8 protein-coding genes are annotated in these 15890 nt (G+C 52.9%); 5 read left to right on the top strand and 3 right to left on the bottom strand.

The features are described from left to right. Positions 1-54: 54 nt before the first annotated feature. From JT719_RS05690 to JT719_RS05700, 3 genes are all read right to left on the bottom strand, one after another. Entirely contained in the window at positions 55-3006 is a 2952-nt protein-coding gene (locus tag JT719_RS05690) for a DUF6493 family protein (RefSeq protein ID WP_207431523.1), read from the bottom strand. Between the two features lie 14 nt (positions 3007-3020). Continuing rightward, positions 3021-4361, bottom strand: a complete 1341-nt coding sequence (locus tag JT719_RS05695; protein ID WP_207431524.1) for an SWIM zinc finger family protein — start codon at positions 4359-4361, stop codon at positions 3021-3023. A gap of 185 nt (positions 4362-4546) precedes the next feature. Next, complete coding sequence (locus JT719_RS05700; RefSeq protein ID WP_207431525.1) at positions 4547-5683, bottom strand: glycoside hydrolase family 26 protein; 1137 nt, start codon at positions 5681-5683, stop codon at positions 4547-4549. 393 nt (positions 5684-6076) lie between these two features. Here JT719_RS05700 and JT719_RS05705 point away from each other — a divergent pair, with 393 nt between their 5' ends. From JT719_RS05705 to pbpC, 5 genes are all read left to right on the top strand, one after another. Then, positions 6077-6526, top strand: a complete 450-nt coding sequence (locus tag JT719_RS05705) for a hypothetical protein (RefSeq protein ID WP_207431526.1) — start codon at positions 6077-6079, stop codon at positions 6524-6526. A gap of 101 nt (positions 6527-6627) precedes the next feature. Further along, a complete protein-coding gene (cysQ, locus tag JT719_RS05710) occupies positions 6628-7425 on the top strand; it encodes a 3'(2'),5'-bisphosphate nucleotidase CysQ (RefSeq protein WP_207431527.1) in 798 nt (265 codons plus the stop codon). A gap of 59 nt (positions 7426-7484) precedes the next feature. Further along, positions 7485-7766 (top strand): hypothetical protein, encoded by a 282-nt coding sequence (locus JT719_RS05715; RefSeq protein WP_207431528.1) that lies wholly within the window; start codon positions 7485-7487, stop codon positions 7764-7766. Positions 7767-7803: 37 nt separating this feature from the next. Further along, the gene (locus JT719_RS05720; RefSeq protein ID WP_207431529.1) at positions 7804-13239 is read left to right on the top strand and encodes an alpha-2-macroglobulin family protein; all 5436 of its coding nucleotides are present in this window, start codon (positions 7804-7806) and stop codon (positions 13237-13239) included. 296 nt (positions 13240-13535) lie between these two features. Continuing rightward, positions 13536-15887, top strand: a complete 2352-nt coding sequence (gene pbpC, locus JT719_RS05725) for a penicillin-binding protein 1C (protein WP_207431530.1) — start codon at positions 13536-13538, stop codon at positions 15885-15887. The last annotated feature ends 3 nt before the right edge of the window (positions 15888-15890 follow it).

Genomic DNA, 15890 nt, shown 5'->3' on the forward strand with positions numbered 1-15890 from the left:
TACATAAAAAGCGAATCGGGGCTGTTTTCAGAAAAACAGCCCCGATTCGCTTTTCTATCCTACCACCTCCAGACGCTCCGTTAGCTTCTTAAGGCTATTGGTTTTCTTCCAGATGGCCAAACGCTCCAGTAGAACTTCATCTTTGACGGTAGAGTTATTCAAGGCTAACACCTCGGTGTAGATCTGCAATAAGGCTTTCAAATTTTTGATAGGTTCATCTGGTAATTGCGACAGCAGACATTGCAGGAGAGTTTCCAGCGCTCTGTTGTGTTGGTCAGAGATCTGGTACATGTTACTGATCACCAAATCCGTGAATCGTTTCAGGGGGGCAAACTCAATACGCTCCTGAATACCGATGATCTCCCCTAGCAAGCCGCTATCAATATCTTTCTGAGACACTTGGTTCACCCAGATTTCGGCGGCGTACGCCCGTACGGTTTTGTCGCTGGATAGCATACTGGTAGCCAAAAACAAGTGCGCCATTGCACCCATGTCTCTCCACATGCCTAGCAACGTTTCTAAGGTTAACCGCACCACTGTTTTCTCGTTCTCTTCTGAAAAGGTAGAATAATTAAGGCATCTGGCAGTGATCTGCCCCAACAAAGGCTCTGGGTTGTTAGGCACCAAGTAAAGGAGTCGCTTCAGGTCATGATGCCCGTTCCAAGGCAAACCTCTTTTTAACTTAATGTAGTCATACAGAAAGAGCTTTTCTTCTTTTTCTTTACCCAAAGGCAGGAGCTTCGCCACAAAGCTCTTGAAACCTGATTCTAATTTACCTAGTGGCTTCTGATAGAGATCTAATTTAAGCACCTTATGCACTCCCGGTATTTTCACCATCTTTTTGGTTTGATGATCATACGCACTATAGGTGTATCCTTCCACAGAGGTGCGCCAGGTATACTGCCCCGTAAGAACCGTTCTGGACAAATGAGTGAACGGAAAGTCTTCGAAAGCGGGAAATTTGATTAATGGTGATTTGGTTAGGCCTGCTACCATCCAGGCACCTTTTAACTTGTACGGCCCCTCTGGTTGGGCCTCTTTCTGTAACAGGAACTGCAGTAGGCGCAGGTACTCACCTGTCAGATGTGTTTTGGCGTAGTGCAAAGCCTCATCTGATTGCTCAAGCGCGCACCGGGATATGGCTACTTGAAGATCCAGGGCATCTGGCAATTGGTTACAGGATTGGTATTGCTGCAAGCGCTTAACTAGTTCCAGAGGAGAAACCCAGCCAGGACTATGGGTGGGTGTTGACAACAAAGGAAGTTGGTCTTCCTGCTTTAGCTTCTCCAATGCGACTTTTAGCACCAGTTTAAAGGGCTCATATACTACATCATTGTGATGCGTTTTCCAATTATCCAAAGAGCCAATCCTTTCCTGTGTTAACCAGCTACTGAGTGTTTCCTTATCTTTCTTAACGTAGCTGTCATGGATAGCGCAAATATCAGCGGTATGAGCGGGGTATTTCTTAAAAAGGAAGCGGGCATAGTCTACAAAGAAGGTAGCCAACAAATTGTCTAAATAGCCGGTACCTCCCTGTCCCAGGTTCAGCAACAAATGGTACGCCCGTTGAAAAGCAGGTTGCAAGGCGTTCAGTTTCTCACCTTTAAGTTGGTCCTGTAACTGAATCAACGCGGCTGGTAGCAGGTCTATATGATAGGGCTCATTGTTATCAAACGCTTGGCTGCTCAGAAAAACCAGGTCCTCTACGGTTTCAATTTTCGGTATTTCGTTTTCGGGAGATAGTCGGTAGTTAGCCAGGTCAATCTCATGGCTTATGGTTTCTTCCTGAGAAATGTCAGAAACAGGTACGAAAGCCTGCAACAGCGTTCTGGCGCTGGAGAACAGATTGTCCTGGTAAAGCGTGAGGGCTTGCTGCAACTCTGCCAAAGAGGGGTCGCCAAATTTCTGAACCAGCTTTGCGGCACGGGTTTGCAACGCATCATCTGCGTGCACCAAGGCCTGCAAAGCCACTTCGCAAATCCGTCCCCGAAGGGCTGGGCGTTTTCTGGCCAGTTTTTCCAAAACCATCAAAGCCGATGTCACGGTGGTTTTGGTTTCTGAGCTTAAAAGCAGAGGCACATGGTCCAGAAAATCATCTGCTTTGAATTCCTTATCATCAGCTAATTTTTTAAAATAGCTTAGCACGGTATTCACAGGCTTGCTATGCGCAGAATTCAAGGCGTTGAACAAACTCTCCTGTATTTCCAGCAACTCAGCAGAGGTAGGTTCCAGTTTTTGAAAGAGATCAGCAAACCAGCCAGACAGGTTCTTATTGAAGTTGCGGGTAGTGGCCTGAACGGCAGATTGAAGCACCCGCTTGCGGTCAAGTTGCCCTTGGTCAACGTACATTTTGAAGACATCAATCCAGCCTGCTTTTTCTTTTACAGCGGGCTCCTTGAAGCTTAAATACCGGTTACTAAAATGTACATTTGAATCCCATTCAAAGAAATACCAGACATGTTCTGAAAGAGTCTCAGGCCATTGAAGAAGGTTCTCGGGTTTGAAAAGCCACCTATGATTGGAAGTACTCTCATACACCAGATTTGGCAAAATTTTCACCCACAATTCAGGCGATGGTGACACAAAGCCTTTGTGCTGGAGCTCAATCACCCATTGGTAAGTCAGCCCCACAGGAACCCACTCGTTATCAGCAAAAGAATTCAGATAGTCACTGAACCAGGTGGGGCAATACCACTCCAGTATTTCACCTAGCAGCCCATTTCCTAAGATCCAGGAAGAGTATATCAACTTACTATATTCTGCCCGGTTCATACAGACAAAATAAGCCTGAAGCAACATGTCTCTTTGTAGATCAGTTGCTTTTTGGTGTGATCTGGTGGTGTTGCCAGTGGTAACCCAATGGTTCTCCAGATACTCTTTGGCTAGTTTCTTTAAAGCCGGGGCAATCTCCTTTTTTTGCTTGTTGTCTAAGCTTTTCAGAAACCCTATTGCTTCCTGTCTACGCGATTTCTCTAACAGTTTGCTGTACTGTTCTATTAAGGTCATAACCTAATTTCTGATTAGCTTATCAATTTCTTTTTAACGGCCAGCACATGCTTGCAAGGGCCTCTTTCTCCCTGGTGACGGCTGAACCAGGTACAGGTACATCTTTCACGGTCGCCTTCCAGTAAAACGGTGTGCTGCACGCCAGATCCCTCAACCCGGGCTTCCACCCGTTCATCCTGCCGGGACAGGATACTTACCTTATCTTCCGCCAGCAATGTCTCAGCATCTTTGAGTCTAGGATTAAGGCTCATGATGCGACTCAGCTTGAAAGGAAGTCGCCGGTAAAAGAAGTGATTTTCATCTACATCATAGCCCAGCAAACCCATTGCCGATAAACGGCCGGTCATGTTGTCTACCTTTTTCAGATCAATTCCTTCATGGATGGCCATGAGCGTAGGATTAAACTCCTGGTTGGCGTAGCTGTACTTGTCTACCAGGTCTAGCCAAGAATCTGGCACATCCTCAATCAGGGCTTCCAGCCCGGCTCCCTCGCCGGAGAACCCGCGCCAGGTGTCACGGGACAGCGACAAACTGAACCGCACGTCACCGAAATACAGTTGCCAGGTGGTGCTTTGCATGGTGGGATGGGGGAAAACGCGGAGTTCGGTGGCATGCGGCAGTAAGGGCTCTATCAGTTTAAGCCGCTGTACTCCACCCACGCATATTCCGTGGGCGGCCTTTACCGGAGAGAACATGGGTTTATTGCCGCGCATGACCAGGTAGTAATCATTCCTGGGTTTTCCGCTGGGAATGCTTTGAAACAATTGTAGCGCCTGCACCCGGTTAAACGTGAACATTTTCTCAGCCTCGGCCAGGTATAACTGAACCGTGGTCAATCCTTTTATCCATTTAGCAGGCAGTGGCACTTTGCGCTCCACCACCTTCTGTGCTCCTTTCTGCAGCGCCACCTCCTTCTTCCCCACTGATAACAACACCTTTTCGCTTTTGCTGATGCCGCTCAGAGCCGAGATCATGGCTTGGTTGAAGTCTACATTGGTGGTGCCGTTTTCCAGGAATGCTCCGTCATGCCCTCCCGGTAGCACATCTACCCTGGCGTATACCCCGGCACAATGCGAAAACCCCTCAAATCTGATCTTCTCGTTTCCGGCAGTTACAATAGGGTCTTTTAGTAAGGCCAGCTGGAACGGAGACAAGTTGAAGCTGGATTGCACCACGTTAGACAGTGTAATTAAGCAGCGGGCTGTGAGGTAAGGATTGGTCAGGCGGCCGGTGAAAAAGCAAGGCGCGTCTTTTTTCTGCACTTCGCTGTACTGGGCTAGAAAGAGTTCGTCCTGGCTGGCATTCTTGACGAGGGAGGAAGGGTTAGCGTATTGGTAGGAAATAGTATCTGTCATAAAATATTTGGTAGAGTATTGACCTTTGGTGGTCAGGCATTGGTTCTGGTCCCTTAATCTAAGAATTTTCAACCTGAGGGATAAAAAAGAATCCTGTTTTGGAGGTGTTTTCTTAGAAACACTCCCAAAACAGGATTCTTCATTTTACTGAGGAAAGACAGCCAGCCTTCTATTCATGGTTAAAGCTAGAATACACCTAGAAACTTCCTCCGCTTATAGATATTCTTCAGGTCTTTCTCAAACAGGGTATATGGGTCCTGGTAGAACTTAAGGAAGTTAGGCACGCTTACCTGGCCGGGGAACGGAGCGTAATAGTGGGTAGGGCTGCGGGTGTCGTTGCGCCAGACCAGGACATAGGACAGTTCCAGCGGATACTTGCGCATGGCAGGCAGCAGGGTGTTGGTCCACCAGGTGGTGTCTGGGATAGACTCCAAACCGGTTTCTGTGAAGGCAGCTAGTTTACCGGCTTTTTTGGCGTAATCGGCCAGAATCTTCAGTTTGTAGGCGGCGGTGTCTACGGCGTAGCGGTCGCGGCCCATGTCGCCGTAGTTGTCCATGCCCACCATGTCTACCCACTCATCGCCGGGGTACCGCTCCAGGAACTGGGCCTCAGAATGGAAGCGATTATCCGGTGAGAAAGCGTAGATAAAGTTGTGCACGTTTAAACTATCCCGCAGGTAAGAGACGGTGAAGCGCCAAAGCGAGATAAAATCTTCGCGGCTGGCGTGCGGTTTGCCCCACCAGAACCACTCGCCGTCAAACTCATGGAATGGCCGGAAGATAACCGGTGCCAGTTTGCCATCGGCTCCCTTTACGCTGTGCGCCCATTCGCCAATGCCGCGCAGAATCTCTTTGTATTGCTCATGCGCCTGCCCGCCCGGAATGATGTATTTCACCGCCGGCAATGAAAGGGAATCTACCCAGTAAAACCCGCCTTTGGAGATGGGATTGGAGAAGTGCCAGGCCGCCGTGGTCACGCCGCCGCGGTTGTAGGTATCTACCACGTTCTGCCGCAGGGCTTCCTTGGCGCTTTTGATGGCTTCGGGAGAACGGCCGGAGAAACCGCTGAAATCTACCCCAATGACCGCCGGATGCGAACCGGTGACGGACTTTACATCAGAGCGATCCTTGTCGCCAGACCAGCCATGGCCGTACTCGGTGGCGTGCTGGTGCCCAAACAAAGTGTGTTTTTTGGCTAGATTTCCTAAATTCTGGTAAAGCGCTTTGGTTTCTGCGGTGGCCTTTCTGTCTATTGGTTTACTGCCTACGCACCCAACCAGAAACAACGCACAGCAGATCAAATAAGTAGATATCTTACCCATGTAGTTTATTAGAATGAAAGTATAGCAAGTTACTCCCTGGTAACAGGTTTTCAAACATCCTGTTATTTGGGCGCGCCTGTTGAGACAGAAGTAGCATTAATTATGGGGAACCTACCTCCTTCTCCTCCTTTGCAAAGTCTCAGGAGTTCTCCATTCTTCTCCTCACCAGTTCATTTTAGCACCCGTCTTCTTACAAATTGGCCTGTTTTTCAAACCAAACAGTCGTTTATCAAGCCGATATTTAAATAAATTGGGGAGTAACAGGTATATTTTTCCACATTTTGGTTTGAAAGGCAACCTTGCCTATGCTTTTTGCATAAATTGCACAGACAGACGACAACAATGTCATTTTGGTTTAATGAGAGGAAGCTCCAAAAGAGACATAGGTTTCGTATGCATATTGACTTACAACTAGAACTCCTTCACCAGGACGACTACCTTAAAATAGAGGTAGACCAGAAGGTAAAGTACATCTATATAGAGTGGTTTAAGGCCCCTCCCAAACAAGACTTCCGGGATTCTTTCCTGAAAGCGGCCAATATGTGCCTGGAGCAGAAAAGCGAGTACTGGCTCAGCGATGCCCGGGTGATTCCCTACATTGATTTTGGCGACCAGAACTGGATTCTGCGGGAAATGACCCCGTTGCTCATGGAGTCGCCGTTGCGGAAGTATGCCCGGGTCTCTTCCAAAGAAAGCATCGGCTTGCTGGATATTCACCGGATTTACAGCACCCTATCCAGCCGCCCCGATCTGGAGAAGAGAACCCAGTTTGAGACCTTCACCAACAAAGATACGGCCCTGGAGTGGCTCTTCTCTGATTTTGATGAGGAGCAACATTCCTGATTCACGCTGTTTCGGGAAGGTTTTCGTAAAATCACCAATGAACTTATTGTCCTAGATAAAGCCATACACCTGGTTCTGCCTGTAATTTTTGCCTAAGCCCAATGGATACGCCTCAGCTCCAACCCTCGGTTGCCCAACTTCTGGAAACCGCTCGATCTGCCGCCTTAGAAGCCGGTAGAGCAATTCTGGAGGTGTATAAAACCCAGGATTTTGGTGTAGAACTGAAAGCCGACTCCTCTCCCCTGACCCGTGCCGACCAGACCGCTCACGCCATCATTTCCAAGCACCTTGAAACTACCGGTTTGCCTATTTTATCAGAGGAAGGTACGCACCTGGAGTATTCCGCAAGGGCAGCATGGGACTGGTACTGGCTGGTTGATCCGCTGGATGGCACCAAGGAGTTCATCAAAAGAAACGGGGAGTTTACCGTGAACATCGCCTTGATGCGGGCAACTAAACCCGTAGCAGGTGTCATTTATGCGCCCGTTTTGGGCACGCTATATTGGGGCTCCCCCACGACAGGGGTATTCAAGGAAGAAACCGGAGCCTCCACCCAGCTGCAGCCCAAGGCTGAGAAACAAAGCCTGGAGCAACTCAGAACCGGAGCATCCATCAGAATACTGGCTTCCCGTACTCACCGCACCTCCGAGACCGATGCTTACATCCAGCAGTTCAGGGACGCGGAGCTGATCTCCATGGGCAGTTCGTTGAAATTCATGCTCCTGGCCGAGCGAAAGGCTGATCTTTACCCTCGTTTCTCCACCACCATGGAGTGGGACACCGCCGCAGCCCATGCCATCCTGAACGCCTTGAACTACGGAGTGTACCAAACAGACCTCTCTGCCGAACTCACCTACAATAAACCCAATTTGCAGAATCCCTCGTTCCTCTCCTTTTAAGTACCCGTTGCCCAGGTGGAGCCATGGCTTAAACCGAAGTTAAAACATGCTTTTTGAGGGTGCCCTACCTGCTTATTTCCACGTCGTACGTTTTTACCCGTTTTCCAGAAAGCGGGCTTAAAACAGGTTATACCCTGTTACTTGAAACCCCGCTATCCCAAGCAAATCATTGCTTTTCAACTGCCGTCATCTCCCAAATAGATGGAATTTTAGCAGGCTTCCTTCTGCCGATTTCCTCTCCTTATCCCTCCCCAAAAGGCAAAGCCGTTTTCGGCCTGAAATCTTCTAAAAACACAGAAAATATTTTCTATATTCTATATATCATTCAAAACTATTCCTAAGTTTAGAGAAGAAAGACCTTCCATCTCCTCTACCTCTATGCGGCCCCTACCTCCACTTTTTCCATGGTCTGCCACTATGCGCCTGGCCTGTGTCCTGGTGCTTTTTTCCCTTTTCAACTGCCGGGGCAAAAGCGATGAACTAGGGCTGGAGCAAAAGAACTTTGAGGCCCAGATTGCCCAGGAACAGAACCTGGTATTCACCTTTGACAAAGACTTGGTAACAGACTCGCTCCTGAACCAGTGGGACACCATTCCGTACCTGCAGATCACGCCCAAAGTGAAAGGCAAATACAAGTGGACGGCCCCCAACGAGCTGGTGTTTTCCCCCGATCAGTCCTTCGCGCCCAGCACCGATTACCGCGCCGAGCTCACGCCTCAACTACTGCGCCACTCTGCCACCAAATACAAGATCCCGGCCGGGCAGGACATCCGGTTCCATACGCCTTACCTAACGCTCACCTCGGCCAAGGCCTACTGGACCCAGAACGAGAACAACCCTACCCAACTGGAGGCCAACCTGCTGTTTGACTTCAACTATCCGGTTCCTTTCCAGAATCTGCGCGATAAACTCAAAGTCTACCACGGCTCCACGGAGCTGCCCGTGGAACTGGTAAGCGGAGGTCGGGAAAATGTATCGGTGAAGGTGAAAGGGCTGGAGCAGGCCACCCAGGGCGAGATTCCGGTGCGGGTGTACGTAGAGAAGGGACTTTCCACCCCCGGCAGCAATCACGCCACCCCAGAACCGGAGCAGCAAACCGTGGAAGTACCCAGCCGCGAGCAGATGCAGGTAATGGAAGTGGTGGCGCTGCAGGAAGAAGGCCAGGACAAAATCTTCGTGCTCACCTCCCAGCCGGTGGCCAACGCCGATGTGACCTCGCTCGTTTCCCTGAACCCCGGCCGGGATTACACGGTGGAGCGACTGGAGAACGGCCTGGTGTTGAGCGGTACGTTCACCCCGGAACAAACCTACCGACTGGCCATTTCCGGCGAGCTGAGCGGCGTGGTGGGCAAACCGTTGGGCAAGGCCTACGAGCACCCGGTCACGTTTGAATCCTCTAAACCCACGGTGGCCTTTGTGAACCGCAAGAGCATTTACCTGAGCAGTGCCGGCGCCCGCAACATTGCCCTGAACCTCACGCAGGTGCCCCGGGTGAAAGTGAGCATCAGCAAGGTGTTTGAGAACAACATCCTGCGGTACCTGCAGGACGGCAAAACCTACGACGGCCACTACGACGAGGAAACCGAGGAGTATTACGAAACCTCTTACTACGCCATCAACGAAGACAACGGCAAAACCATTTTTGAGCGGGAATACGAGACCAGCAGCCTGCGCAAACAAGGCAAGAATCATCTCCTGAACCTGGACCTGGAAGACCTGGACTTTGACAGCCAGTTCAAAGGCCTGTACGTGATCACCGTCTCCAGCACGGAGCAAAACTGGCTCAAAGACTCCAAGATCATCTCGGTCTCCGACATCGGGCTCATCGCGAAGCAGGGAAAGAACGAGGTGCTGGTCTTCGCCAACTCCATCCGTACCGCCGAGGTGCTGCCCGAGGTGGAGGTCCGGTTTATCAGCACGAACAACCAGGTCATCCACAAAGCCACCACCGACAAAGACGGCGTGGCCCGCTTTCCGGACATAAACAAAACCGCCGATGGCTTCAAAATTGGCCTCATCACCGCCCGCCAAGGCGATGACTTCAACTACCTGCCTTACTCCCAGACGCAGGTGAACACCTCCCGCTTTGACGTGGGCGGCAAACGCATGGCCGACCTGAAATATGATGCTTTCCTTTACGGCGACCGCGACCTGTACCGCCCCGGCGACACCGTCTACGTGAACACCTTGGTGCGTACTCCGGCCTGGCAAACCGTGGCGGGCTTACCGGTAAAAGTGAAACTGCTACTGCCCAACGGCAAAGAGTACCGCAGCCTCAAAGGCACCCTCAACCAGGAAGGCTCCTACGAAGCCAGGTTTATCTTGAGCCCCTCGGTGGTGACCGGCACGTACACGCTGGAAGTTTACTCGGGGAACGATGTGCTCCTGAACTCCCGCAAAATTGGCGTGGAGGAATTCATGCCTGACCGGCTGAAAGTATCTACTATCCTGAACAAAACCGATTTCCGGGCTGGGGAACAGGTAAGCGTGAATCTGACGGCGCAGAACCTGTTCGGTCCGCCCGCGGCCGGCCGCAATTATGAGGTGCAACTCAGCCTGAAAAAGAAATCCTTTGAAGCACCCCGCTACCCTGACTATACTTTTGAACTGAACAACTCCGCCGAGGTGAACCTGCAGAACAGCGTACGCCAGGGTCAGACGAATGAACAAGGGAAAGGTCAGGAGACGTTTGAACTGCATGGTTTTCAGGATGTGGGGCTGCTGGAAGGCTCTCTGTTTACCACCGTCTTTGACGAGACCGGCCGGCCCGTGAACCGCCTCAACCGGTTCAATGTGAGCACGCAGTATGCCTTCTTCGGGATCAGGAAATTTGATTCTTATGTGAGCACCCGCCAGCAGATGCAGGTGCCCATCATCGCCCTGAATGCGCAAGGGCAGCCCATCGATACCAAGGTGCAGGTGCAGTTGGTGCGCTACACCTATGAAACGGTGATGGAGCGCTACTCTGAGAACTACAACTACAAATCGCAGCGCCGGGCCAGCGTGTTGCTCAACACGGTCTTGCAGGTGCCCAAAGAAGGTACCGCCGTGCGGTTCACCCCCGCTACTTCCGGGGAGTATGAGCTGCGCGTGATGCGGCCCGGCGCCTACAACTACGTGGCCCAGGAGTTCTACGCCTACGGCTTGGGCGATACTGAGAGCACGTCTTTTGAAGTGAACACCGAGGGCGAAGTAGACATTGCCCTGGACAAGGAAACCTACGAGGTGGGCGATGATGCCCGCATCCTGTTCAAGTCTCCGTTTGCAGGCAAGATTCTGGTGACCGTAGAGCAAAACAAAGTCCTGAGCTACCATTACCTCAAAACCGACAAGAAAGCAGCCTCTTTGAAGTTGCCCATCCAGGACGAACACCTGCCCACAGTCTACATCTCGGCGGTGGCGCTGCGCGAAGTCAAGGATAACCAGATGCCGCTTACTATTGCCCGGGGTTTCAGGCCGCTACAGGTCACCAAAAAACAGACGAAACTGGATGTAGCCATCATCGCGCCGGAGGCTTCCCGCTCTAATCGTTTACAGCCTGTTTCCATCAAAACGGCCCCAAACGCCGAGGTCACCCTGGCAGTAGTAGACGAAGGCATTCTGCAGCTCAAAGATTACCAGACGCCAGATCCGCACGGATTCTTTTACCAGAAACGAGCGCTGGAGGTAGAGGCTTTCGATCTGTATCCTTTCCTGTTTCCGGAACTCTCGGGCACCCGCTCCAGCGTGGGCGGCGATGGCTATGACCTGGAGAAACGCATCAATCCGCTGACGTCTAAACGGGTGAAACTGGTATCTCTGTGGAGCGGCCGACTAAAGACCAACGGCAACGGGGAAGCTACGGTGAACGTGAAAATACCGGAGTTTTCCGGGGCCGTTAGAGTAATGGCGGTGGCGTACAAAGGCAATGCTTTCGGCTCTGCCGAGAAAATGATGCGCGTGGCCGATCCAGTGGTAATTAGCACGGCGCTTCCCCGGTTCCTGAGCCCTAAGGACACGCTCCTGGTGCCGGTCACCATCAGCAACACCACTGCGAAGAACGCCGCTTTCAGCAGTTCCATTTCCGTTACCGGACCGCTGCGCGTGGTGGGTTCTGCCACTGCCTCCAACTCCGCCCGCGCCAATGCCGAGAAACAGGTGCTCTACAAACTGGTGGCAGCACCGGTGATTGGGCCAGCCTCGGTGAAAGTGGTGGTGAAAGCCCTGGGCGAGCAGTTCAGCTCTACCACGGAACTATCGGTGAGGCCAGCCGCTCCTCTGGCGCAGATTACCCAGGCGGGCACCTTGAAGAACGCGGCCAGCGTGCAGATTAACGCGGCGCCTGATTTTCTGCCTTCCTCGGTATCGTCTAAACTGGTAGTGAGCACGTCGCCGCTGGTGCAGTTCACCGATGACATCACGTACCTGCTTCAGTACCCGCACGGCTGCCTGGAACAGACTACTTCCACGGCGTTCCCGCTCCTGTATTACACAGATCTGTCGCGCTCTCTGAACCAGCAGCAGAAAGGCCGCACCTATAACCCGACGTACCTGGTGCAGGAGGCCATCACCAAGATTGAGGGCATGCAGCAGTACGACGGCGGCTTCACCTACTGGCCGGGTGCCACCACCACAGATTGGTGGAGCAGCGCCTACGCCACCCACTTTTTGCTGGAGGCCCGCAAGGCCGGTTACCCGGTGAACGAACCAGTGCTGAACCGCGCGATTACCTACCTGCAACGCATGGTGAAAGGCAAAGCCACCGAGGTGTACCGATTCTACAACGCCTCCCGCCAGGTGCAAAGCAAATACATCGCGGCGCATGAGGCCTCTTACTCGCTGTACGTGCTCAGCCTGGCGGGCAAACCCGATTGGCCCACCATGAACTACTACAAGGCCAAACCTGAGCTGCTTTCCTTGGATTCCCGCTACCTGCTGGCCAGCACCTACGCCCTCAACGGCGGCCAGCAGAGTTTCAGGCAACTGCTGCCGCGGGCATTTGCGGGGGAAACCTCGGTGCGGGCCTTAGATGGTTCCTTCTACTCCCCGCTGCGGGACATGGCTATCTCCCTGAACAGCCTGGTGGAGGCCAACCCAGATCATCCGCAGGTAGCCACGCTGGCCCGGCACGTGTCGCAGGAGTTGCGGTCCAGCCGCTGGTACAACACCCAGGAACGCGCGTTTGCCTTGCTGGCCCTGGGCAAACAGCCCCGGAGAAGCGGCGGCAACGCCACGGCCCAGGTTTTACAGAAAGGCAAAGCCGTGGGGGCGTTTACGGGCAAAGACCTCACGCTCACAAATAAACTGAACAGCGGAGCTTTCACCCTGCAGAGCAAAGGCCAGGGCACTTTGTTTTACTTCTGGCAGATGGAAGGCATCAGCGGAAGCGGCAGTTACAAACAGGAAGACAATTTCCTGCAGGTGCGCCGCACGTACTTTAACCGTGATGGCAAAGAGATCACCAACCGAACCGTGAAACAGAACGATCTGGTGGTGGTGCGCATCGCGCTGCAGTCACTGGACGGCCGCACCATCCCGAACGTGGCCATTACCGATCTGCTGCCCGCCGGTTTCGAGATTGAGAACCCGCGCCTGATGACCTCGCGGGAGTTCAGCTGGCTCCAGGCCATGGAACCCGCCACCCCCGACTACCTGGACATCCGCGACGACCGCATCAATCTCTACGCCACCGCCCGACCCAAAACCCAGTACTTCTTCTATCAGGTGCGGGCGGTTTCCAAAGGCGATTTCCAGGTGGGTCCGGTGGGGGCCGATGCCATGTACAACGCCGACTACCACTCGTACCATGGCGCCGGGATCATGAAGGTGCGGTAGATTTCTGCCTGTTTCGGGGCTAATTTCAACAAAACAGCCCCGAAACAGAAAAGACAATCTCCCTCGCTCGCCTCTGGCGAGTGTGCGTAATGGTGTGGCGTCCCGCCACGTTGGGGGAACACACATTACCCCCATTTAGGCCAGAGGCCTATTTGTAACTCACACTCGCCAGAGGCGAGCGAGGGTTGATTCAGGAAATTCATTTTGGGCTTCTTTTGCAGAAATAGGCTTGAAACAGAAGGGTGTCAGATTGAGAAGTTGGCACCTGATTACCAGAAAAATCTTACTTTTTAAACATGCCGCTTACCAAAAGAACATCCGCTTTCATCACAGGGTCCTTTGCTAAAGGGAAACGGTGGCCGCGCGTGTTGTTGGGAACGCTGGCTTGTTTCCTGGGCTTGTTTATTCTCCTGAATCTGCTGTTCCCGCTGAGAGTGGACATTTCCTACTCCCCTGTGATTACCGCCTCGGATGGCAGTATTCTGCACTCGTTCCTGAGCAAAGACGAAAAATGGCGGATGCAGCTGGAGCCTAATGAGGTGAGTCCTATGCTGAAAAAAGCGGTGTTGCTGAAGGAAGACAAGTATTTCTATTACCATCCGGGGGTGAACCCGCTGGCGGTGGGCCGGGCTTTTTTCAGGAACCTCGCGCAGGGCAAAACTACCTCCGGGGCCTCTACCATCACCATGCAGGTAGCGCGCCTGCTGTACCCCAATGAGCGCACCTACCGGCATAAACTCACCGAGGTGTTCCGGGCAATGCAGCTGGAGTGGCGCTACTCCAAAGACGAGATTCTGCATCTGTACCTCACCCTGGTGCCTTACGGCGGGAACATTGAGGGCGTGAAAGCAGCCTCGGTGCTGTACTTCCACCAATCGCCGCGGCAATTGAGTCTGGCGCAGGCGGTGGCGCTGACGGTCATTCCCAACAAGCCGTCCTCCTTGCGTATCGGGCGGCAGAACGAGAAAATTGTAGCGTTCCGGAATAAGTGGCTACGGTATTACGCCCTGGAAGGTGCTTTCCCGAAGGAGCAGATTGAGGATGCGCTGTACGAACCGCTGAATGCCCATCGGTTGGAGGCTCCCAAGGTGGCACCGCATTTTGCCCTTCGTTTGCATAAAACGGACCAAAATCAGGCGATTATCAAAACCACGCTGAATCCGGCAGTGCAGGAGAAAGTGGGGCAACTGGCGTACAATTACCTGCAGCAGCTGAAGTACCGCAACATCCACAACGCGGCGGTGCTGGTGATCAACAACCAAACCCACGCAGTGGAAGCGTACCTGGGCTCCGCTGATTTCACCGATGTGCTGCACAGCGGTCAGGTGGACGGGGTGCGGGCCATCCGCTCTCCGGGCAGCACCTTGAAGCCTTTCCTGTACGCCACGGCCTTTGAACGCGGCCTGATCACGCCCAAAACCATTATCTCAGACGTGCCCATTGATTACGCCGGGTACCGGCCCGAGAACTACTTCGGGACGTACAGCGGCAACATCACCATTGAACGAGCGTTGGCCACATCTTTGAACATTCCGGCGGTGAAGCTCCTGGACCAGGTGGGCGTGAACTCTTTTGTGCAGAAACTAACGCAGGCCGAGTTCTCGCAGATGAAGCAGCACGGCGACCAGTTGGGTTTATCGCTTATTTTGGGCGGATGCGGGGTAAAACTGGAAGAACTCACGGCGCTGTACTCGGCGTTCGCGAACGAGGGCACTTACGCTCCTTTGCGCTGGCTTCAGGGAGACACAGTGCGGCAGGAAAAGCGGCTGCTATCCCCCGGCTCGGCGTTTATGGTGAACCAGATCCTGACCCAACTGCAGCGGCCCGATCTGCCGCACAACTCCTTGAATAGCGCCCATTTACCGAAAATAGCCTGGAAAACGGGAACCTCTTACGGCCGGAAAGATGCCTGGAGCATTGGCTACAACCAGAAGTACACGGTGGGCGTGTGGGTAGGGAATTTCTCAGGCGAAGGCGTGCCGGAACTGAACGGCACCGATACGGCCACCCCGCTCCTGTTCTCTATTTTCAACACCATTGACTACAACAGCCCCAACGGGTGGTACAAAGCACCCAAGAGCATTAGTACCCGCAGTGTTTGTCTGGAGAGTGGATTGCCCGCCAACAGCTTCTGCCAGGATCTGGTGGTGGATACGTACCTGCCCGGCATTTCCTCAGTCACTAAATGCAGCCACCTGAAACAGGTTCCGGTCTCTCTGGATGGCAAGTACGCCTATTGCACCAGTTGCCTGCCGGAGGGCGGGTATCAGCAGAAATGGTACCCCAACCATTCGCCGGAGATTCTGACGTACTTTGTCACGCAGCACCAGCCCTACGTAGCCTTGCCGCCGCACAATCCCAGCTGTAGCCGCATTTTCCAGGATTTTGCCCCGGTGATTGCCTCGCCTACACAAGGCATGGAATATCTGTTGGAGCGCGCCGATCACCAGAAACTGATGCTCCAGTGCAACGCCCACAACGAGGTAAAGAAAGTGTATTGGTACGTGAATGACCAGCTCCTGCGGGCCGCCCCGCGCGATGAACCGGTGTTTTTTGAACCGCAGCAAGCCGGGAAGCTAAAAATCTCCTGCCTGGATGACCAGGGCCGTAATACCAATGCGTATGTGACTGTGCGGTTTATGGAATGAATT

It is taken from the genome of Sabulibacter ruber, assembly GCF_017355955.1.
In the GTDB taxonomy this organism is placed as follows: Bacteria; Bacteroidota; Bacteroidia; order Cytophagales; family Hymenobacteraceae; genus Nibribacter; species Nibribacter ruber_A.